The organism is Martelella sp. NC20 (assembly GCF_013459645.1).
Classification (GTDB): Bacteria; Pseudomonadota; Alphaproteobacteria; order Rhizobiales; family Rhizobiaceae; genus Martelella.
Window position 1 is genome coordinate 3,682,317 of record NZ_CP054861.1, and the last position, 20,213, is coordinate 3,702,529.

19 protein-coding genes are annotated in these 20,213 nt (G+C 62.4%); 18 read left to right on the forward strand and 1 reads right to left on the reverse strand.

Annotation, left to right across the window (positions count from 1 at the left end; all coding sequences use genetic code 11):
* The first annotated feature begins 62 nt into the window (after positions 1-62).
* The 18 genes from HQ843_RS17630 (at position 63) to cobU (ending at position 19,428) form a co-directional block, all read left to right on the forward strand.
* Positions 63-3,161 (forward strand): alpha-mannosidase, encoded by a 3,099-nt coding sequence (locus tag HQ843_RS17630; RefSeq protein ID WP_180901922.1) that lies wholly within the window; start codon positions 63-65, stop codon positions 3,159-3,161.
* Between the two features lie 374 nt (positions 3,162-3,535).
* Positions 3,536-4,276: an SDR family NAD(P)-dependent oxidoreductase gene (locus HQ843_RS17635; RefSeq protein WP_246710137.1), complete on the forward strand. Its 741-nt coding sequence runs from the start codon at positions 3,536-3,538 to the stop codon at positions 4,274-4,276.
* Positions 4,277-4,350: 74 nt separating this feature from the next.
* Positions 4,351-5,721 carry an MmgE/PrpD family protein gene (locus HQ843_RS17640; RefSeq protein WP_180901921.1) on the forward strand — a complete coding sequence of 457 codons (1,371 nt, stop codon included), beginning with the start codon at positions 4,351-4,353 and terminating at the stop codon, positions 5,719-5,721.
* Positions 5,718-6,683, forward strand: coding sequence for a branched-chain amino acid ABC transporter permease (locus HQ843_RS17645; protein ID WP_246710138.1), 966 nt, complete (start codon positions 5,718-5,720; stop codon positions 6,681-6,683). Before HQ843_RS17640 ends, HQ843_RS17645 begins: the two co-directional genes overlap by 4 nt.
* Positions 6,680-8,461 carry a branched-chain amino acid ABC transporter ATP-binding protein/permease gene (locus HQ843_RS17650; RefSeq protein ID WP_180901920.1) on the forward strand — a complete coding sequence of 594 codons (1,782 nt, stop codon included), beginning with the start codon at positions 6,680-6,682 and terminating at the stop codon, positions 8,459-8,461. Before HQ843_RS17645 ends, HQ843_RS17650 begins: the two co-directional genes overlap by 4 nt.
* Positions 8,448-9,158 carry an ABC transporter ATP-binding protein gene (locus tag HQ843_RS17655; RefSeq protein WP_180901919.1) on the forward strand — a complete coding sequence of 237 codons (711 nt, stop codon included), beginning with the start codon at positions 8,448-8,450 and terminating at the stop codon, positions 9,156-9,158. The genes HQ843_RS17650 and HQ843_RS17655 overlap by 14 nt, the downstream gene beginning before the upstream one ends.
* Positions 9,159-9,186: 28 nt before the next feature.
* The gene (locus tag HQ843_RS17660) at positions 9,187-10,404 is read left to right on the forward strand and encodes an ABC transporter substrate-binding protein (protein WP_246710139.1); all 1,218 of its coding nucleotides are present in this window, start codon (positions 9,187-9,189) and stop codon (positions 10,402-10,404) included.
* Positions 10,405-10,491: 87 nt separating this feature from the next.
* Positions 10,492-11,307 (forward strand): N-acyl homoserine lactonase family protein, encoded by an 816-nt coding sequence (locus HQ843_RS17665; RefSeq protein ID WP_180901918.1) that lies wholly within the window; start codon positions 10,492-10,494, stop codon positions 11,305-11,307.
* A gap of 96 nt (positions 11,308-11,403) precedes the next feature.
* Positions 11,404-11,730 carry an NIPSNAP family protein gene (locus tag HQ843_RS17670; protein ID WP_180901917.1) on the forward strand — a complete coding sequence of 109 codons (327 nt, stop codon included), beginning with the start codon at positions 11,404-11,406 and terminating at the stop codon, positions 11,728-11,730.
* 56 nt (positions 11,731-11,786) lie between these two features.
* On the forward strand, positions 11,787-12,662 hold the full coding sequence (locus HQ843_RS17675; RefSeq protein WP_180901916.1) for an NAD(P)-dependent oxidoreductase: 876 nt from the start codon (positions 11,787-11,789) through the stop codon (positions 12,660-12,662).
* Positions 12,659-14,092, forward strand: coding sequence for an aldehyde dehydrogenase family protein (locus tag HQ843_RS17680; RefSeq protein WP_180901915.1), 1,434 nt, complete (start codon positions 12,659-12,661; stop codon positions 14,090-14,092). Before HQ843_RS17675 ends, HQ843_RS17680 begins: the two co-directional genes overlap by 4 nt.
* A 60-nt stretch (positions 14,093-14,152) precedes the next feature.
* Positions 14,153-14,572 carry a carboxymuconolactone decarboxylase family protein gene (locus HQ843_RS17685; protein WP_180901914.1) on the forward strand — a complete coding sequence of 140 codons (420 nt, stop codon included), beginning with the start codon at positions 14,153-14,155 and terminating at the stop codon, positions 14,570-14,572.
* Between the two features lie 80 nt (positions 14,573-14,652).
* Entirely contained in the window at positions 14,653-15,549 is an 897-nt protein-coding gene (locus HQ843_RS17690; protein ID WP_180901913.1) for an NAD(P)-dependent oxidoreductase, read from the forward strand.
* Between the two features lie 4 nt (positions 15,550-15,553).
* On the forward strand, positions 15,554-15,943 hold the full coding sequence (locus tag HQ843_RS17695; RefSeq protein WP_180901912.1) for a cupin domain-containing protein: 390 nt from the start codon (positions 15,554-15,556) through the stop codon (positions 15,941-15,943).
* A gap of 95 nt (positions 15,944-16,038) precedes the next feature.
* Positions 16,039-16,728 (forward strand): GntR family transcriptional regulator, encoded by a 690-nt coding sequence (locus HQ843_RS17700; protein WP_180901911.1) that lies wholly within the window; start codon positions 16,039-16,041, stop codon positions 16,726-16,728.
* Between the two features lie 212 nt (positions 16,729-16,940).
* Complete coding sequence (locus HQ843_RS17705) at positions 16,941-17,372, forward strand: hypothetical protein (protein WP_180901910.1); 432 nt, start codon at positions 16,941-16,943, stop codon at positions 17,370-17,372.
* Between the two features lie 310 nt (positions 17,373-17,682).
* Positions 17,683-18,684 (forward strand): glycine betaine ABC transporter substrate-binding protein, encoded by a 1,002-nt coding sequence (locus HQ843_RS17710; RefSeq protein ID WP_180901909.1) that lies wholly within the window; start codon positions 17,683-17,685, stop codon positions 18,682-18,684.
* Positions 18,685-18,903: 219 nt separating this feature from the next.
* Entirely contained in the window at positions 18,904-19,428 is a 525-nt protein-coding gene (cobU, locus tag HQ843_RS17715; RefSeq protein WP_180901908.1) for a bifunctional adenosylcobinamide kinase/adenosylcobinamide-phosphate guanylyltransferase, read from the forward strand.
* On the opposite strand, the gene HQ843_RS17720 is transcribed toward cobU, so the two are convergent.
* Entirely contained in the window at positions 19,412-20,203 is a 792-nt protein-coding gene (locus HQ843_RS17720; protein ID WP_180901907.1) for a TSUP family transporter, read from the reverse strand. The genes cobU and HQ843_RS17720 overlap by 17 nt on opposite strands.
* Between the last annotated feature and the right edge of the window lie 10 nt (positions 20,204-20,213).

Genomic DNA, 20,213 nt, shown 5'->3' on the forward strand with positions numbered 1-20,213 from the left:
TATTTAATTCGGCATGGGAGGGAATTTCGGGAATCCAGGCCGGATAGTCATGGGAGGTCGCTATGAAAGAATTCTCCAAGCTCGCGCATTTCGTGGAGATATTGCGCGACCGCATTTTCGTGGCGACAGAGACCACCGTCGACTTCGTCTTCAGGCAGGCTGCGCCGTCCGAGCGGGCCGCGATGCTGGCGGGGCCGGGGCCGGACTGGAAGCCGGTCACAGCCGACACGGTCTGGGGCGAGCCTCAGAGCTATTTCTGGTTTCACGGCACGGTCTCGATCCCGCCGGCGCTTGAAGGCAAAAGGATCTGCCTCGGCATCGAGGCGATGTTCGGCCGGGTGATGGGCCGATCCGATCCGCAATGCCTGGTGCGGGTCAATGGCGAGATCGCACAGGGCGCGGACTATAACCATCGCGAGATCCTGCTGTCGAAGGAGGCCCGCGCCGGCGAGACATTCGAGATCATGATCGAGGCCGGAACGATCGAGGACCGGCGCCAGCTCGGTTTTGGCGCGCGGCTCCTCGTGCACGATACCGAGGCCGAGGCGCTCTATTACGACCTCAAGACCCCGCTCGACGTGGCGAAGCATCTCGACGTCAACGACCATCGTCGCGATTTCATCGTGAAGACGGTTCGCGAGGCCGTCAAAGTCGTCGACTATCGTCCCGGAAATGAAACCCGGTTTCGCGAAAGCCTGATGCGGGCGCGCCGGATCGCGGCGCGTATCTATGAGGCCGCCGATACCGAACTCGCGCCGCATATCACGGTCACGGGCCACACCCATATCGATGTCGCCTGGCTCTGGCGGATTCGCGAAACCCGGCAGAAGATGGCGCGCTCGATGGCGACCGCGCTTCAGCTCATGTCGGAATATCCGGAATATCGGTTCATGTATAATCAGGGCATCCTGCTCGATTATCTGGAGCAGGACTATCCGGCGCTGTTTGCCGGCATCAGGGAGCAGCAGCGCGCTGGCCGGTTCGAGATCGAGGGCGCGCTGTGGCTGGAGCCGGACGCGAACATGACCGGCGGGGAATCGCTGGCGCGCCACGTCCTGCGCGGCGTTCGCTACCATCGCGAAAAATTCGGCGTCCGTCCGCGCGTGTTGTGGCTGCCGGATACGTTCGGCTACAGCGCGGCGTTTCCGCAGATCATGAAGCTTGCCGGTCTGTCCGTCTTCGTTACCCACAAGATGTCGTGGAGCGATACCAACCGGATGCCGAGCGAGACCTTTTTCTGGCAGGGCATCGACGGTACCCGCGCGCCGACCTATTTCCTGACCACCCAGCCTGCCGACAGCACCTCGATCGAGACCTCCTACTGCCCGGATCTCCGCGCAAGCGACGTGATGGGCACGTGGCGGCGCTATGCCAGGAAGGAGACCAATGACGAATTGTTTCTGGTCTATGGCTTCGGCGATGGCGGCGGCGGCCCGACCCGGGAGATGCTTGAGCATATCCGGCGGATGGAACGCGGCATTCCGGGGTGCCCGCGCGTATCGCAGGGCTTCATGGGACCGGCGCTCGAACGGATCGTGTCGCGCATGCATGAAGAACCGTCCGCCTATCAGGTCTGGGTCGGCGAGCTCTATCTGGAATTCCACCGCGGCACTTTTACCTCGGTCGCCAAGGTCAAGCGCAACAATCGCCGCGCCGAGGCGATGCTGCGCGAACTCGAACTGCTCGCGAGCCTCGCCTGGCTCGGTTCCGGCCGGCCTTATCCGGTCGAAGAACTCGCCGCGCTCTGGGACATCGCGCTGCTGAACCAGTTCCACGATATCCTGCCGGGCTCCTCCATCGGCCTCGTTTATGACGACAGCGATGAGGACTATGCGCGTTTTTTCGCGCGGGCGGAGGCGTTGCGGCGAGGCCTTGTCGCCGGGCTTGCGGGGGCAGGCGAGGTCCTGGTGGTCAATCCCTTCGCGCAAGCGACCGAAGGACTGGTACGCTTCGACCGCGACGCCGCGATTACCGTTGGCGGCCGGACATCGCAGACCCTCGTCCTCCCCGACGGCTCGGTCCGGCAGGCCGTCCCGATCGATGCGGTTCCGGGGCTTGGCGCCGTTCGTCTGGCGCTGGCGGAAGGCAAGGACCGGGCGGGCGAACCATCGTCGCTTTCCGTGACGTCCGATCGGCTGGAAAATGATTGTATCCGTGCATGTTTTGATGCGGCAGGCAGGCTGGTCTCGCTCTACGACAAGCAGGCGCAACGCGAATGCCTGAAGCGGAAGGGCAACCGCCTGCAGGCGTTCCGAGATATGCCCGAGGCCTTCGATGCCTGGGACATCGACCGGACCTTCGAGGACCAGGTTTTCGAGATCGACGGACTGGTCGGCGCCGAAATCGTGGAAACCGGCCCATGGCGGGCGGCGATCCGCTTCGAATGGATGTATGAGGCGTCTCGCATCGTGCAGGTCGTTTCGCTGGAAGCGGAGGGGCGTCTGCTGGAATTCGACACCTTCATCGACTGGCGCGAGCACAATACGATGGTGAAGGTAGAGTTCCCGCTTGCGGTTCATGCGTCGGCCACGGAAGCCGAAATCCAGTTCGGACATGTCAGCCGCCCGTCGCATGTCAATACGAGCTGGGACGAGGCGCGGTTCGAAAGCCCGATGCATCGCTGGGTCTCGATGTCGGAACCGGGTTTCGGCGTCGCCTTTCTCAATGATTGCAAATATGGCTACGACGCCCGCGATACCACCGTTCGCCTCACACTGTTGCGATCGCCCACCTATCCCTGGCCCGAGGCGGATCAGGGCGAGCACCGGTTTCGCTATGCGATGCTGCCCCATGACGGCGTCGACACGTCGTCGGTGTCGGCGATCGCTGAGCGTTTCAACCATCCGCTCAGCGCCATCGAGGGTGAGGGAGACGCTTTCGGGCAGACGCTCTCGCCGCCGATCGTCATCGACAACCCGGCGATCGCCGTCGAGGCGGTGAAACGCGCCGAAGACGGCGAGGGACTTATCGTCCGGCTATGGGAGCGCCTCGGCGCGCGCCAGCGGGCGTGGGTGAGGCTCGCCCCCGGTCTCAAGGCCATTGCCGAAACCGATCTTCTCGAGGAGCCGATTGCCGCGCTGGAACCACATGATGATATGGTCGAACTCGCGTTTTCGGCCTTCGAAATCAAGACGCTGAGACTTGTTTCCAAGACAGGCTGAACTGACTGCCCGGCGACATGGCCGACACGCGCGTGTTGAGCTGCCGCCCGACGGTCTCGCGGTTGACCGCTGCCTGTGACGTCCGATCCCTGCCATCGCGCTTGAGCTTCCGTTTCGAACGGGGCGCGTCGAAGGCACAAGGTCCATCCGCGCAAGGGGTGGACCTTGTGCCTTCTGCGTGCCTTCCGCGCTTTTCATCGCGCGATATGACGGCGATGCGTCCCTTGCGGTTCCGCGCAATGCGCTCTGGAAACAGCGGTGGGTGGACGCAAAAGCCTGTCGATCTCAGATTTTATTATTGTATTATTGTACGTATATGTTACGGAATCATTTGAACGCGGCAGGGAGGCTGCGTGAAACGGGAGGTGGTTTTCATGCTCGAAGGATTGCGCGCGGTCGTGACAGGCGGGGCAAACGGCATCGGACGCGCGATCGCGTTTGATCTCATCGCCCGCGGTATGACCGTTGGTGCGCTCGACATCGACCGGGATGGGTTGTCGCGGATGGCCGACGAGGTGGAGGACGGCAAGCTCGTTCCGCTTTGCTGCGACATCTCCGACCGCACGGCAACCATGGCCGCGATCGAGGGTTTCGCCAAAGACGGCGGGCTCGATCTCCTCGTCAATAACGCGGTGGCGTTCCACTATGCCGAACTGGAAGTGTTTCCGCCCGAAAAGATCGATCGGATGCTCGATGTCGGACTGAAGGGAACGTTCTGGGCGTCGCAGGCGGCGATACCGTTTCTGGAAAACAGCAAGAGCGCCAGCATCGTCAACCTGTCGTCGATCGCGGTGTCGATCGCGATCGGTACGGCCTCGGTCTATTCCTCGATCAAGGGCGCGCTCGACGCGCTGACCCGCCAGCAGGCAGCCGAACTTGGACCAAAGGGTATCCGGGTCAATGCCGTGGCGCCCGGTTCCGTGCGCACGCCCGGCGCATCCGCCGTCATCACCGACGGCGGTTGGCAGGAACGGACCGCGAAATCATTGCTGGGCCGCCTTGCGGAGCCGGAGGATGTCGCCCGCGCGGTGGCATTCCTGGCATCGTCGGATGCGCGCTGTATCACCGGCGTCACGTTGAAAGTGGATTGCGGCATGTCGATCAAGGGCGCCTGAGGGCTGCTCGTGCCGACCTTGAAAACAAGGAAGCCGGGATGCAGGGGCACGGGTACAATGGGGAGGAGAATTTCATGACCGCAAAGACCGTATTGACGAATCTGGTCGATCAGGCCTTTGAAAAAAACACATTTCCCGAGGCTGCGCGCGACAAGGCCGCGACCTGCCTTGCAGATTTTCTGTCCTGTGCACTGGAAGCGGCGGATCTGCCATGGAGCCGGCAATCCTTTGCGCTTGCGGCAGGCAGGGCGGGCGACTGCGTGATTGTGGGCGAGGCCGGCGGCTTTACCGCCGAGGATGCGGCTTTCGCCAATGCGGTGCGCGGACATGGCCTTGTCCGCGAGGATATGCATGCCGGAAGCCTTTCGCATATGGGCGTGGTGATCTGGCCGGTGCTGCTGTCGCTTGCGGGCGAGGCGGCGGACCTGAAGACGCGGCCGCTCGATGCGGCAATCGCGGGATACGAGATTGGCGGCCGGATCGGCCGGGCGCTGATGACCCCGGAAATGGCCCGGCTTTTCCGTCCGACGGGGCTCATCGGCCCGCTGTCCGGCACGCTTGCGGGCGCTCTCCTTCTCGGTCTCGACAGGCAGACCACGGTCAATGCGCTGGCGCTGGCCATCAACACGGCCGGCGGTCTCAACGAATGGCCGCACAGCGGCGCCGACGACATGTATTTCCATCCCGGTTTCGCCTCCCGCAACGTGCTGACGGCGCTTCGGCTGGCGCGGCTTGGAGCCCACGGTTCGGCATCGGCCATCGACGGCGTGGCGGGGCTGTTCGCCGCTTTCGGCCGCCAGAAGGCGCCGCGCGAGTTTGTTCTCTATCCCGATGGCGAATGCGAGATCATGGCGGTGTTCAACAAGGAAGTGCCGGCCTGCAATTTCGCCCAGTCGCCATGCCAGGTGGCGCTTTCAGCCGCGCAACGCGTGGGCGCGGGGGACAGTATCAAGGCCATTCACCTGTCGACCTACGCCGCCGCGCTCAACTATCCGGGCTGCGCCTATCGCGGGCCGTTCGAGACGCCGCTGCAGGCTAAGATGAGCATCTATTTCGGCATGGCGGCGGCGATTGCGCGCGGCGAGATCGCGGAGGCCAACTATGCGATGCTCGATGATCCCAGGATCGCGGAATTGATCGGAATGACCAGCGTTTCGATTTCCGACGACCTCAACCGCGCATTTCCCGCGCAACAGGGCGCGCGGGTCAGGATCGAGACGACCGCGGGCGCGGTGATCGAGGAAGCGCTCGACGATATCCGCTCGGCATCGCCCGGACTTGTGCGCGCGCGGCTTGCGAAGGTTGCGAAAGCGCGGTTGGGCGCAGGCCGGGCGGGCGATCTCGACCGGGCGATCGATCATCTTGCGGACGGCGGCAATGATACCGCAAGTCTCGCCGCGCTGGCAGGGCTTGCGGCCGCAGAAGTCGGGGAGCGCGTCTCGTGACGGATTTCCAGTTCTTCATCGAGAATATCCTGCAGCTCCTGATCACCGGCGTATCGCTCGGCGCGATCTACGGGCTGATGTGCGTCGGTCTCGCGATGATCTTCGGGATCATGCGGGTCATCAACTTCGCCCAGGGCGACTTCATGATGGTCGGCATGTATGCCGCCTATTTCGTGTTCACCGCGCTCGGCTTTCAGGCCCTGTTCGGAAGCGGACTCGGCCCCTATGTCTCCGTGCTCGCCGCGGCGCCGGCAATGTACGCCTTTGGCTGGCTGATCCATCGCTTCCTGATCCGCCGGGTCACCGGCCGGCAATCCTCGGGGATGGAGGGGGAGGGCCATTATGCCCAGTTGATCCTGACGCTCGGCATCGCGCTGATCCTTCAAAATGGCGCGATGATCCTCGTCGGCGCCGACCTGGTCTCGATCCGCACGCCGCTTTCGAGCGAAGCCTGGGTGCTCGAACCGTTCGGCGAGAGCATGCCCGTCATGCTGTTCTTCAACAAATCCCGTATCTTCGCGATGCTGGTCTCCAGCGCGGTCATCATCGCCCTGTGGCTGCTCATCCAGCGGAGCTTCCTCGGAAAATCGCTGAGGGCCGCCGCCGACAACGCGGAGGCGGCGACCTATATGGGCATCGATGTCGACCGGGCGCACCGGATCGCCTTTGCTATCGGAACCGCGGTCACGGCGATTGCCGGCGGGCTTCTCGCCACCAGCTATCCTTTCAGCCCGTTCGTCGGCCTGGAATATGTGATCATCATGTATGCCGGCGTCGTGCTCGGCGGCATCGGCAGCATTATCGGCGCGTTCTGGGGCGGGATGATCATCGGCCTCGTCCAGCAGTTCTCGACGCTGGTGCTCCCGACACAGCTTCAGAACGCGACCATCTTCGTGTGCTTCCTGCTGGTGGTGATGCTGCGGCCGCAGGGTCTGTTCGGCCGCAACGTGGAACGGACATGATGAAAAATCCGAGTAGAAGATCCCTCATTTACTTCATCGTTCCCGCGCTCGCCTATCTGGCGTTGTCGGCGTTCGTCACCAATTCCTATTACCAGCTGATGCTGACGCTCATTCTGATCTGGGCGACCTTCGGCCTGAGCTGGAATATCCTGAGCGGCTATACCGGGCTGATATCCTTCGGCCACGCGGCGTTCTTTGGAGCCGGCGCGTTCGCCACTGTGCTGGCGCAGATCTACTGGTCGCTGTCGCCCTGGATCATGTTTTTCGGCTCCGGCCTGATCGGCGCGGCGCTGGGGCTTGCGATCGGTTTTCCGACATTTCGCCTGCGCGGCCACTATTTCGCGCTCAGCATGCTCGCCTATCCGCTGGCATTCATGTACGTCTTCCTGTGGCTCGGTTTCCCTGAAGTCAGCGTTCCGCGCGTCCATGACAATCCGGCCGCCTACATGCAGTTTTCCGACGGACGGATCTACACGCTGATCGCGATGGTGTTTCTCATCGTCGTCGTGCTGTTGTCGCGCAAGATCGAATCGTCCCGGTTCGGCATGGCGCTGATCGCGATCAAGCAGAACGAGGCGGCCGCCGAGGCGGCCGGGATCGACTCGCTGCGCTGGAAACTGAGAGCCATCGCCGTCAGCGGCGCAATCGCGGCGATGGCGGGCTCGCTCTATTCCGTGGTCATCCTGGTGATCACGCCGCAATCTGTCTTCGGCATGCTGGTGTCCGCGCAGGCGCTGACGGTTGCCATGTTCGGCGGGATCGGCACGTTCTGGGGTCCGATCATCGGCGCGGGTTTCCTCATCCCGATCGCCGAAATACTGCATGCCGAACTCGGCAGCATACTCCCCGGCATCCAGGGCGTCGTCTATGGCGTCGCGATCGTGGTGCTGATCACGCTCGCGCCGGAGGGCATCTTCTGGAAGGTGCGCGACTGGATGGGGGCTGCCCGAAAGAAGGACGAAGTCGAGACCCATCCGGCGACCCAGCCTTTGGATGAGATCGTCGTCGAACCGAGGGAATTCGCTCCGGCAACCGACGCATCGGACATCGTGCTCGATGTGCGCAACATGTCCAAGAATTTCGGCGGGCTGAAGGCGGTTCAGGATGTCAGCTTTCAGGTGCGCCGGGGCATGATCCTGGGGATTATCGGTCCGAACGGGGCCGGCAAGACCACGCTTTTCAACCTGCTGAACGGGTTCCAGGTTCCGACATCCGGCGAAGTCTTCGTCAATGGACAGGATATGGCGCGGTGCAAGCCGCATGTGCTGTGCCGGGCAGGGGTCGGCCGCACGTTCCAGATCATGCGCCCGTTCACGCGCATGAGTGTACGCGACAATGTCCGCATCGGGGCCTACGTCACGGCCGGCAGCGAGGCTGAGGCCGAAGAGATTGCCGACGACGCGCTGCGTCAGGTCGGGTTGTCGGCGATCTCGGACCGTCTCGCCGGCGAACTCACCACCAAGGAACTGCGTCTTATGGAGCTTGCAAGGGCGCTTGCCGGAAAACCCCACACCCTGCTGCTGGACGAAACGCTTGCCGGCCTCGGTCGCGATGAGGCCGCGGAGGTCGTGGCGGTGATCCGGCGGCTTTCTGCCGGCGGCATGACGGTGGCGATCATCGAACACACGATGCAGGCAATGGTGCAACTCGTCGACCGCTTCCTGGTTCTCGATCATGGCCAGGTCATCATGGAGGGCCCGCCATCGGAGGTCACCAGGAACCCCCACGTCATCGAGGCCTATCTTGGCAAGAAGTGGAGCGCAAATGCTGACGATTGAAAATCTCACGGTCGGATATTCCGCCAGCGTTCCCGTGTTGCACGATGTTTCGATCAGCGTCGGAGCCGGGCAGTTCATCTCCGTGGTCGGGCCGAACGGGGCGGGCAAGACGACGCTTTTCAAGGCGATTTCGGGAACGCTCACCCGAAACAGCGGAAAGTTGAGCTTCGAGGGCGAGGATATTTCCGACCTCGAGCCGTCGCGGCGGCCGCATCTCGGCATCGCCCATGTTCCCGAAGGCCGGCAGGTGTTTCCCTCGATGACGGTTCTGGAAAACCTCGAAATGGGCGCTGTCCCCAAGGCGGGACGGGACCAATGGGCGACAAACCTGGAGCGGATCTACACCTGGTTTCCGGTGCTGGCCGAGCGATCCTCGCAATATGCCGGTACGCTTTCCGGTGGCCAGCAGCAGATGCTCGCCATCGGTCGCGGCCTCGCATCCTCGCCGAAGCTGATCATGCTCGACGAGCCGTCGATGGGGCTCGCGCCCTCGACCGCCGATTTCGTGTTCGAGAAGCTGATGGAAATCAGGCGGGATCTGGGCCTTGCCATTCTGTTGGTCGAGCAGCGCGTGGCCGAAGCGCTGCAGTTTGCCGATCGCGGATATGTGCTCGAAACCGGCCGCATCGTTCTGGAGGGAGATGGCGACACGCTGATGGCCGACGACCGCGTCCGCCAAGCCTATCTTGGAATGTAATTTGAGATCAATAAAGGAGGAGGAAGACATGACTGATCATTTGAAGAGAAGTTTCGCTTTGGCCCTGGCGGCGACCACCGCCGCGATTGCCGGTGTTCCGGCGCTGGCGCAGGAAAAGCCGGTCCAGATCGGCCTGATCGCGCCGACTTCGGGCATCTACGCCCGGCCGGGAACCGTGATGAAAATGGGCGCAGAGCTTGCCGTGCAGGATGTCAACGATGCCGGCGGCATTGCCTGCATGGACGGTGCGCCGCTTGAGCTGGTCGTGATCGATTCCGGCGATACCGTCGAGAAGGCAACCAATGCCGCCCAGCGTATGGTCGCCGAATATCCGGAACTGGTGGGCGGCACGGGCGCCTATCTCAGCTCGTTCACGCTGGCCGTTACCGAGGTCACGGAGCGCGCGAACCTGCCGATGCTGACGCTTTCCTATTCCGACCAGATCACCGATCGGGGCTTCAGGAACGTATTCCAGACCTCGGCCACCGCCGGCGTACAGGCACAGCTCGCCCTGCCGATCATTCTGGATCTTGCCGAGGAACAGACCGGCAAGCGGCCGAAGACGGTCGCCGTCATCACCGACAATACCGCCGCGTCGCTCTCCTCGGTCGAGCGCATGAAGAACGGTCTGCTGGCCGATGTCGGCCTCGACCTCGTGTTCGAGGAAGTGTTCACGCCGCCGCTCGCCGACGCCACGGCACTGGTCCAGCAGGTTCGCCAGAAGCGTCCGGATCTGCTGTTCTTCCTGCCGACGGTGATTTCGGACAGCAAGCTCATCCTTGAAAAGATGAAGGAATTCCGGGTCGAGGTTCCGGTGATTTCGTTTGGCATCGCGATTGCCGAACCCGAAGTCCTGAACACGATGCCGCCGGAAATGCTGGAGGGCGTCATGTCCGCCGTCGCCAATTGGGGCACCAAGGGGCAGGAGGATCTGATCAAGCGGCTGAACGATGTTTACGGCGAACCCTGGATGACCCAGAATGCCGTTTCGACCTATGGCGATATCTGGCTGTTCAAGGAAGCGCTTGAGAAGAGCTGCAGCCGCGATCGCGCCGCCCTCGGCGACGCGTTGCGCGAACTCGACGCCGGGCCGGCCGAATACTATCCCGGCGGCACGCTGAGCTTCGACGACAAGGGCCGTCGCGAGGGAGCGAGCCTTACGGTCATTCAGTGGCAGGACGGCGTTCCGGTCACCGTGTTCCCGGAAGACCTGGCGCTGTCCGCGCCGATGTGGCCGAAGAAGTAGCAACAAGCGTCCGGCGGTCGCGCGATCGCCGGACGCGCATTTTCCGTTTCCGGTAAGGGAAAATCGGATAGTTGAGGCGAGAGCAGAATGACCGACAGATACGAAATCCTGGCATTGAAATACGCCCGCAATGATCGTCCGGCGTCGCAGAACTTCATCGGCGGCGATGCCCATGACCACTCGATGCCGATCGATTACTATGTCTGGGTGATCCGCAACGAGGCCCGCACGATCGTGGTCGACACCGGGTTCAATCCGCAGTCCGGCGGGCGCCGCGGCCGTGAACTGATAACCCCGGTCCACACGGCTCTGTCGGCCGTCGGCGTGGATTTCAACGCCGTCGAACACGTGATCACCACGCATATGCATTACGATCACGCCGGCAATAACGATCTGTTCCCGAATGCCTGCTTTTACATGCAGGAAAGCGAGATGCGCTACGCCACCGGTCCCTGCATGTGTCATCATTACCTTAACCACCCTTATGAGGTGGACGACATCACCGGGATGGTCCGACGTATTTATGCCGGGAAGGTTTCGTTCTGCGTCGGCGATCGCGAGATCTTTCCGGGTATCACCGTCCATCACATCGGCGGCCATTCCCGTGGCTTGCAATGCGTTCGGGTCGAGACGAAACGCGGCCCGGTGGTGCTGGCATCCGACGCCAGCCATCTTTACGAGCACTTTCAGACGGGGCGGGTGTTTCCGACCTGCGACAGCGTTTCCGACACGGTGGTCGGGTATCACCGGCTGAAGGAACTGGCCGGCAGGGACAGCCACATCGTCCCCGGACATGATCCAGCGGTGATGAACCGGTATCCGTCGTTCAATGATCAAACCGCGGCGTTTGCGGTCAAGCTTGACGAGGACGAACGCTCGCAAGGCGCTGGTTTCACTCTGTGAAATACGCTGATTAACTCGCGAAAGCAAACATTGTATTATTGACGGAATGTCATAGCGCAAATAGACTCCAACCCTGTCAAGAGAAGGAATTGTCGAATGATCGTGGAGCTCCGGATTTATTATTGTGCGCCGGGCCGTCTGCCGGCGCTGATGGAACGGTTCCGGTCAACGACGCTGGGCTTCTTCGATAAATACGGCATCGAGCAGATCGGCTTCTGGACGACTGTCGTCGGCCCGGACAATCATGCGCTCACCTATCTGCTGAAATGGGAGAGCATGGCCGATCGCGAAAAGCGTTGGAATGCGTTCCAGTCGGACCCCGACTGGATTGCCGCGCGCGCCGAATCCGAACGAAACGCGCCGATCGTCGCCCGGGTCGAGAACAGCTTTCTCGCGCCCACCGACTTTTCGGCCTTGCGCTAGAAATTCGCCAGGGAGGGCGTATCGGAAATGGAATTCAGGTTTTCGGAGAGCGGGTCATGAGCGCGCGCAGGGTCGGCTTTATCGGGCTTGGCATGATGGGCGCGCCGATGTGCGCGCGCATCAAGGGGGCCGGCCACACGCTCTATGTCGCAGACGCGGATCCGGAGCGTGTCAGCGATATCTGCGCGAAGCTTTCCGCCATGCCCCTGACGGAGGCTGCGGCGACAGAGCTGGACGTGCTGATCACCATGCTTCCGAATTCTGCCATCGTGGAGACCGTTCTGCTGCAAAACGGCTGGGCCGACCGGCTGAAACCCGGCGCGCTGATGATCGACATGAGCTCCTCGGAGCCGGTGCGCTCGCGCGAACTTGCCGGGACGCTTGCCGGGCGCGGTCTTCATTATCTCGACGCGCCGGTTTCAGGCGGCGTCAAACGCGCCGAAAACGGTACGCTGGCGATCCTCGTTGGCGGCAGCGAGGCTCAGATGGATGAAGCCCGCCCGATCCTTGAGGTCATGGGGCAGTCCATCCTGTTCATCGGGCCGGCCGGCGCCGGTCACGCCGCCAAGGCGCTCAACAATCTGGTCTCGGCCTGCGGGCTGATGATCACGGTCGAGGCGCTGCATGTCGCCAAGCGGTTCGGCATCGCCGAAGACGTCATGACCAATGTGCTCAACGCCTCGAGCGGTCGCAGCAATACCTCCGAAAACAAGGTCAAGCAGTTCATGCTCTCGGGCACGTTCGGCTCTGGTTTCTCGCTCAAGCTGATGGACAAGGACCTCTCGATTGCAGGCTCGCTTGCCGAATCGGTCGGCTACACGCTGAGTTTCGGCGCTTACGGCATAAATGCCTGGCACCGGATTGCCGAAGGCGTTTCGCCCGCGACCGACCACACCGAGATATATCGGTTCCTTTCGGAAGACCCGCAATGAAGGATTTCGCCAGCTTCTATATTGACGGCATGTGGGTCGATCCGGCCAATCCGGACTGGATGGATCTCGTCGATCCGGCAACCGAGGAGATTTACGCCCGGCTTGCGCTTGGAAGCAAGGAAGATGTCGACCGGGCCGTTGCCGCCGCGCGACGGGCTTTCCCCGCTTACGCAGGGACATCGGTGGACGAGCGGCGGCGGCTTCTGAGACGGATTCTCGATATCTATAACCGGCGTTTCGATGAATTTGCCGAGGCGATGCGGCTGGAAATGGGAGCGCCGATCGGGTTTTCCACGAAATTTCAGGCCCCCCGCGTGCCGATCCATGTCAACGCGCTGCTCGACGTGCTCGATCGTTTCAGCTTCGAGGAAGACCAGGGCACCACGCGGCTGCGCTATGAGTCGGTCGGTGTCTGTGGGCTGATCACGCCCTGGAACTGGCCCGTGAACCAGGTGATCGTCAAGGTCGCCCCGGCGCTTGCTGCCGGCTGCACGATGGTGTTGAAGCCCAGCGAGTATTCGGCGGTGAGCGCGCTGCTGATGGCCGAGGTGATCGATGAGGCCGGCGTGCCGCCGGGCGTGTTCAACCTCGTGAACGGCGCCGGCCCTGAGGTCGGCGCGGCGATTGCGGGCCACGAGGATATCGATATGGTCTCCTTTACCGGCTCGACCCGGGCCGGGATCGAAGTTGCGCGCGCGGCCGCTCCCACAGTCAAGCGCGTGGCCCAGGAACTCGGTGGCAAATCCGCCAATATCCTGCTCGACGATGTCAATCTCGACGATGCCGTGCGCCGGGGCGTGGCCGGCTGTTTCACCAATTCCGGGCAGTCCTGCTCGATCCCGACCCGCATGCTGGTGCCGCGCGCGATGATGGCGGAAGCCGCATCGATTGCCGCGGAAGCCGCCGCGACCTATCGCGTGGGACCGACGGACCGCGAGGACACGCAACTCGGCCCGATCGTGAACCGGAGCCAGTTCGAGCGCGTCCAGAACTTCATCCGCAAGGGCATCGAGGAAGGCGCGACGCTGGTGGCCGGCGGACCCGGCCGGCCCGAGGGGCTCGACAAGGGTTACTTCGTGCGGCCCACCGTCTTCAGCGACGTCACCCCGGACATGACGATCGCGAGCGAAGAGATATTCGGCCCCGTGCTCGCGATCATTCCTTACGACAGCGACGATGAGGCGGTCGCGATCGCCAACGGCACCTCATACGGGCTTGCCGCCTATGTTCAGTCTGCCGACACGGAACGCGCGCGCGGGTTCGCGCGGCGGCTCTCAGGTGGTCAGGTGCACATAAACTACCCGCCGCCGGACTTTGCGGCGCCGTTCGGCGGCTTTCGCCGGTCCGGCAACGGCCGCGAATGGGGCGAGGCGGGTTTACGCGAATATCTCGAAACGAAAGCGATGATCGGTTACGGCGCGGGCCAATGACGCCTGCCCTTTGCCATTTGGGAACTGGACGACCGCGCGGAGCGGGGAAGGTTGGATGTCATGTCAGGTGAAGTTGAAAACGAAATGTTCGAAAAAGGGTTCCGGAACCGCAAGGCGGTGCTGGGCGCTTCTCATGTCGAAAAGTCGTGGGAAAAGGCGGATCAGTTCAACCGCCCGGCGCAGAGACTTGTGACCGAATACTGTTGGGGAGAGGTGTGGGGCGATGAAACGCTACCGTTCCGCACCCGCAGCATGCTGAACCTTGCAATGCTGACCGCGATGAACCAGCATCACGAACTTGCAGTCCACGTCAGGGGCGCGCTCAACAATGGCGTGACGCCCGAGGAGATCCAGGCGGTGTTGTTGCAGGCGATGGTCTATTGCGGCGCGCCGGCGGCGCTTGCCGCCTTCAGGACGGCAAGCGCCGTGCTGAATGACTGGTCCGCCGAGCAGCAGGATCAGTCCGCGCCGAACGAATAGCACCGCGCGTCGTTGCGGGTCGGAGGGCAACAGCATTGCCCCTTTGTAAAACGGATACGCTCAGTAAAGGTTAGCGCAGGATGTCAATCGACACGATAGGCTTCATCGGACTTGGAAACATGGGCGGGCGGATGACCCGCTGCATCGTGGCGGGCGGCATCGAGGTGCTGGGGTTCGACATGGACGAGAGCGCCGCGGACCGTTTCGGTGCGGTGCGGGCCTCCTCGACCCGGCAGATCATGGAGCAGACCGACATCGTTTTTCTGTCCCTGCCCGACAGCACGGTGATCGAGAAGGTGGTGGAGGGCGAGGGCGGTCTGCTGAGCCATGTCCGCGCCGGACAGATCGTCGCAGACATGAGCACGGCTTCGGCGGCCTCGACGCGGCGGATCGCGGCGAAATTTTCGGAGAAGAGCGCCTTTTATGTCGATGCCGGCATCTCCGGCGGCGCTGCGGCGGCGGAGAAGGCCGCGCTCACTCTGATGGTCGGCGGTGACGCCGGTGCGATCGGGCGGCTTGAACCCGTGTTTGCGCTGATCGCCAGGAAGGTTATTCTGATGGGTGAAAGCGGCGCGGGGCACACCGCCAAGCTCTTGAACAATTTTCTGAATGCCGTCAGCCTGGCCGCCACAGCCGAGGTCATGGTCGCCGGCAGGAAGGCCGGTCTCGACCTTCACCGCCTGCTCGAGGTTCTCAACGCCAGCAGCGGCGTGAACTTCGCGACCCTGAACCGGTTCCCGAAGATCGTCGATGGCGATTATCTCGAGGGCGGGCTTACCTCGAAGCTGATGACCAAGGACGTGCTACTCTATTGCGATCTGCTCCACGAACTGGGCGTTGCCTCGCTGAACGCCTCCGGGCCGATGGCGAGCTTCGGCCTTGCAACCGCGCTTGGCTATGGCGATGTCATCAGCAATCGTGTCGTCGATGCCATCGGCGACATTTCCGGCAAAGTTCGCCTCCACGAAAAGGATTGAGGATATGAAGATTTTCCACGGCCGCCAGACCGGCGCCCCATCGGAAGTGAAAACCGAGACTTTCACGGGAACGGTTCACGCCGATCCCGTGATGCCGCCGACGGATGGCGTTGTGATCAACAACGTGTTCTTCTCGCCCGGCGCGCGCACCTATTGGCATACCCATGAAACCGGCCAGGTCCTGACGGTCATTGCCGGCAAGGGCAGGGTCTGCAAGGAAGGCGAAGCGGCGCAGGAACTCAACACCGGCGACACGGTCTGGATCGCCAAGGGTGAAAAGCACTGGCATGGCGCGGCCGCCGACAGCTATCTGCTGCACACCGCCATCTCGATCGGCAGGACCGATTGGTTGGAGGAGGTCGCCGAAGCCGACTATCGCTCCGCCGACAAATAGCCGCCTGCCGGGCGGGGCCGCGCGGCAGGCGGCTTGTTGCGTGCGGGTATTTCGTGTTAATGGCGGATAGTCATAATGTAATACGGGATGGCTTGATGAATTCACGTGGGACAGCGCTGCAACCTGACACATTGCGTCGGCAGATCGAGAACGCTGTCCGCCAGGCGATCACCTCCGGCCGGTACAAGCCGGGGGCCCGGCTCATCGAACGGGAACTGTGCGAGGAACTCGGCGTAAGCCGCACCTCGCTCAGGGAAGCGCTGCGCAAGCTGGAAGCCGAAAAGCTGCTCGAGATCGTGCCGCACAAGGGCCCGGTCGTCGCCGTCATTTCGCTGGAGGAAGCGAAGGAACTCTATGCGCTGCGTGGCGTGCTCGAAGGGTTCGCCGCGCGAGAATTCGCCCTGAACGGCTCCGATGAAGCCATCAGTCAATTTGCCAGGGGCGCCGAGGCGCTTCGCCAGCATGCCCTGTCCGGTGACAAGTCGGAAGTGCTGGAAGCCAAGAGCCGGCTTTATAACACCATGCTCGGCAATTGCGGCAACAACCTCGTCCGCGAGGTGCTGCAAAGCCTGTTTTCGCGGATCAATATCCTCCGCGCGACCTCGCTGATGCATCCCGAACGCATCGACCAGAGCCTCGCCGAAATCGACGCCCTGGCAGCAGCGCTTGAGAAACGCGACGCGGAGGAAGCCGCCAGGATTGCCTCCCTGCACGTAGAGAACGCCTGCGTCGTCGCCCTTCAACTCCTCAAGGAACAGCGGGCTTCCGTGGCAGCCGAGGCCTAAGTCGATCGGCCTTTGCCGGGAGTACGCGTATGCTCCCTCTGCCCGATGCGCAGATTCAGTAAGGCAGTGTCGGGCGAAAAAGTGGAATCCGGTTTTTCGTTAACCCGATGCGTCAAAATAAAGAATCTGGAGCGGCGTTTGAGCGTCGCCGCCTTGTTTGAGGCGTATTCGCGCGGAAGATGTAGTCAGCCCTGAAACGAATGAGGTGAGGCATGCAGGCGGCGCTGATTGCGATGACGATTTTCGGCTGTGATGACAGCCTGAACCAGTGCAGCTACATTGATATGGCCGAAACCCGCTACGCCACCGTGGAGGCCTGCGATGGCGAGCTGGAAAAGGCCCTGTCGGCTTATGACGCCGCCGGCTATCCCACTATCATTGCTGTCTGCCGCGAGCCGGGCGAACTCGTCAATGTCGCGCTTGGGCGCAACCCGGATGCCGGCTTGCCTTCATCCGTAACCGTGCCTGAGAAACCGAGCGTGGCGTCGGAGACCGACACGCCGAGCCTGCTTCGGCGCCTGAGCGGGCGATCGATGGCGGCGCTGATGGGGATAGTGCCGTCGCGCCAGACGCTCGGAACCGTTTTGACGGCGCCGCTGCATGTGGTGACCGACAGCTATTCCTGGGTGGTGAAGAAGATCTAGCGCCTCGCCCGACCCTGTGCGGCGGTTGCATACGCAATACCTGAAACGGCAATCCCGGAAACGCGAAACTGATAGAGCCGGGAGGTCATTTGCCGCGCAACCGTCCGCTGACGTCTTTTCTAGCGGCAGAACCTTACCGGTTGGTTAGCGGTTGCGCATAAAGGCGGAAACCTGGCGAATTTCGGCACAAAAGCCATGCTTTGCGATTTGTTATTTTAGCGCGACAGACGTATCCTTGAACGAATGGGGCGTTACAGCCCTCAAGGGGCGGCAAACCGGCCCAGTGCGGTTATCGGAGGAAACAGCAACAATGAAGTCCCATGTCGTCGCTTTGTCATTGGCCTCCGCCGTTGCCTTGTTTTCCAGTCCCGCTGCCGCCGCGGTCGACTGTCGCGACATGACGATCGCGGAATTGAACTGGCCCTCGGCCGGGCTTGCGGCCTGGGTCGACAAGCTGATCGCGGAGGCGGGCTACGGCTGCACGGTGACGCTGGTCGAAGGCGACACCAACAGCGCCGTCGAGACGATCGTGCAGACCGGCAAGCCCGAAATCGTACCGGAATTCTGGTTTGAAAGCATGTCGCCGGCGCTGGAAGAGGCGGTCGCCGACAAGCGCGTCGCCTTCGGCGCGGCGCTTTTGAGCGAGGGCGGCGTTCAGGGCTGGTGGATTCCCAAATTCATTGTCGATGCCAATCCCGGCATCACCACCGTGCAGCAGGCTTTGCAGCATCCGGAGCTTTTCATGCCGGCCGAGGAGGGCGGCAAGCCGGCCATCTTCAATTGTCCCGAAGGCTGGGCCTGCCGGACCTCGACCGAAAATCTGTTCCGCGCTCTCGATGCGGACAAGGCCGGCTTCACGCTCTACGATGTGAAGGAGGCTCCCGCTCTCGACGAATCGATCAGGAAGGCCTTCGAGGAAACGAAAGGTTGGCTCGGTTATTACTGGGCTCCCACAGCACTTCTCGGCGATCACCCCATGGTCAAACTCAGCTTCGGGGTCGAATTCAGCAAGGAGGAGTGGGATAGCTGCACCATCGTGCCGGATTGTCCCGACCCGAAGCTCAATACCTATCCCGTCTCGGCCGTCTACACGCTGATCTCCGCCGATTTCGTCGATGAAAATCCCGAATTGATGAACTATTTCAACACTCGCTCCTGGAGCAACGGCACGGTAAACGAAGTGTTGGCCTGGATGGATCAGGAAGGGGTCGGCAATGAAGCTGCGGCGCGCCATTTCCTAGCCGAGTATCCCGATGTCTGGCAGGCCTGGCTGCCGGAAGACGTCGCGGCAAAGGTCGCCGACAAGTTCTGACCGTTGGCGGATTGCGCTGTCCGCCGGTCGCCGTTATCATTGATGCGCGCCGGCGAGGGCGGCAGAAACGCCTGCGGGGATGGTCCCCGTTCGGTCATCGTGACGCTTTGCGATCAACACAGCGGACGCCTCCATGAACTACGAATCGTTCGCTTTCGCCAAGCTGCCGCCCGCCGGCGCATCTTCCTCCCGATCGAGCCTCCGACCGGGAACGGCCGGATGAACGCCGCTTGCCTCGTTCTCGGCGGAGCGCGCTCCGGCAAGTCCCGTCATGCCGAAATGCTGGCGCGCCAAAGCGGCGACAACCTGCATTATATCGCGACCGCTGAAAGCATGGACGATGCCGAAATGACGGCGCGGATCGCGCGACACCGGGCCGAGCGCGGCAGCGACTGGGTCACCCATGAAGCGCCATTTGCGGTTGTCGAGCGTCTGGAAGCGCTGGAACGGGAGCATGCGCCGGTGGTCGTGCTCGACTGTCTGACGCTGTGGCTCAGCAATCTGCTGCTGGCGGAGCGCGATATCGAGGCGGAGGGCGCGCGGCTTGCGGATTTCGTCGCGCGTTGCCCCTATCGCCTGATCATGGTCAGCAACGAGGTGGGCCTGTCGATCGTGCCGGACAACGCGCTGGCCCGGCGTTTCCGCGACGCCGCCGGTATTTTGAACCAGCGCATCGCGGCAGTCTCGGCGGAGGTGGTCTTCATGGCCGCCGGCTTGCCGCTCTATCTTAAAAATTCATCATAAGCCATTGATACACAGGGTTATTCTCATCGAAGAACACCTTGACTGCCATCGCCATGCAGGACAGGATCAGCAGCGGGCGGATGATTTTCGCGCCGTTCTTCATGGCGAGATTGGAACCCGTGCGGGCGCCCAGAAACTGGCCCACGCCCATGATCAGCCCGACCTTCCACAGGATCGCGCCACCGAACAGGAATACCGCGAAAGCGCCGATATTGGTCGAAAGGTTCAGGAACTTGGTGTGTGCGGTGGCTTTCAGCATGCCGAGACCGCCGAGCGTCACGAAGGCGATCATGAAGAATGATCCGGTTCCCGGCCCGAATACCCCGTCGTAAAAGCCGATGGCGGGCACGATCAGCGCGGCGAAAAGCGGGGCTGAAAGCCGCTCGTGGCGATCGCTGTCATCGAGACCCGTGCGCAGCGCGAAATAGAGCCCGATCGCGACCAGCAGGAAGGGCAGGGCGGCGCGCAGCGCATCTCCGGAAATCATCGTGGCGACAAGAGCGCCGAGCGCGCCGCCGGCAACGGCGAGCAACGCCATCGGCCATTGCGTCCTCGGATCGACCCGACCGGCGCGGGTATAGGAGATCGTGGCCGAGGCGGCGCCGAATATCCCCTGCAGCTTGTTGGTGCCGAGCGCCTGCAGCGGCGGCACGCCGGCGATCAGCAGCACCGGTATCGTGATCAGCCCGCCGCCGCCCGCAATCGAATCGACGAAGCCCGCGATGTAGGCGGCCGCAAACAGGATCAGCAGCAATTCTATACTGGATTCAAACACTAAAATACCC

Coding starts and splice junctions, on each gene's coding strand:
- HQ843_RS17630 (WP_180901922.1), top strand. CDS start 63: ATGAAAGAATTCTCCAAGCTCGCGCATTTCGTGGAGATATTGCGCGAC.
- HQ843_RS17635 (WP_246710137.1), top strand. CDS start 3,536: ATGCTCGAAGGATTGCGCGCGGTCGTGACAGGCGGGGCAAACGGCATC.
- HQ843_RS17640 (WP_180901921.1), top strand. CDS start 4,351: ATGACCGCAAAGACCGTATTGACGAATCTGGTCGATCAGGCCTTTGAA.
- HQ843_RS17650 (WP_180901920.1), top strand. CDS start 6,680: ATGATGAAAAATCCGAGTAGAAGATCCCTCATTTACTTCATCGTTCCC.
- HQ843_RS17655 (WP_180901919.1), top strand. CDS start 8,448: ATGCTGACGATTGAAAATCTCACGGTCGGATATTCCGCCAGCGTTCCC.
- HQ843_RS17660 (WP_246710139.1), top strand. CDS start 9,187: ATGACTGATCATTTGAAGAGAAGTTTCGCTTTGGCCCTGGCGGCGACC.
- HQ843_RS17665 (WP_180901918.1), top strand. CDS start 10,492: ATGACCGACAGATACGAAATCCTGGCATTGAAATACGCCCGCAATGAT.
- HQ843_RS17670 (WP_180901917.1), top strand. CDS start 11,404: ATGATCGTGGAGCTCCGGATTTATTATTGTGCGCCGGGCCGTCTGCCG.
- HQ843_RS17675 (WP_180901916.1), top strand. CDS start 11,787: ATGAGCGCGCGCAGGGTCGGCTTTATCGGGCTTGGCATGATGGGCGCG.
- HQ843_RS17680 (WP_180901915.1), top strand. CDS start 12,659: ATGAAGGATTTCGCCAGCTTCTATATTGACGGCATGTGGGTCGATCCG.
- HQ843_RS17685 (WP_180901914.1), top strand. CDS start 14,153: ATGTCAGGTGAAGTTGAAAACGAAATGTTCGAAAAAGGGTTCCGGAAC.
- HQ843_RS17690 (WP_180901913.1), top strand. CDS start 14,653: ATGTCAATCGACACGATAGGCTTCATCGGACTTGGAAACATGGGCGGG.
- HQ843_RS17695 (WP_180901912.1), top strand. CDS start 15,554: ATGAAGATTTTCCACGGCCGCCAGACCGGCGCCCCATCGGAAGTGAAA.
- HQ843_RS17700 (WP_180901911.1), top strand. CDS start 16,039: ATGAATTCACGTGGGACAGCGCTGCAACCTGACACATTGCGTCGGCAG.
- HQ843_RS17705 (WP_180901910.1), top strand. CDS start 16,941: ATGCAGGCGGCGCTGATTGCGATGACGATTTTCGGCTGTGATGACAGC.
- HQ843_RS17710 (WP_180901909.1), top strand. CDS start 17,683: ATGAAGTCCCATGTCGTCGCTTTGTCATTGGCCTCCGCCGTTGCCTTG.
- cobU (WP_180901908.1), top strand. CDS start 18,904: ATGAACGCCGCTTGCCTCGTTCTCGGCGGAGCGCGCTCCGGCAAGTCC.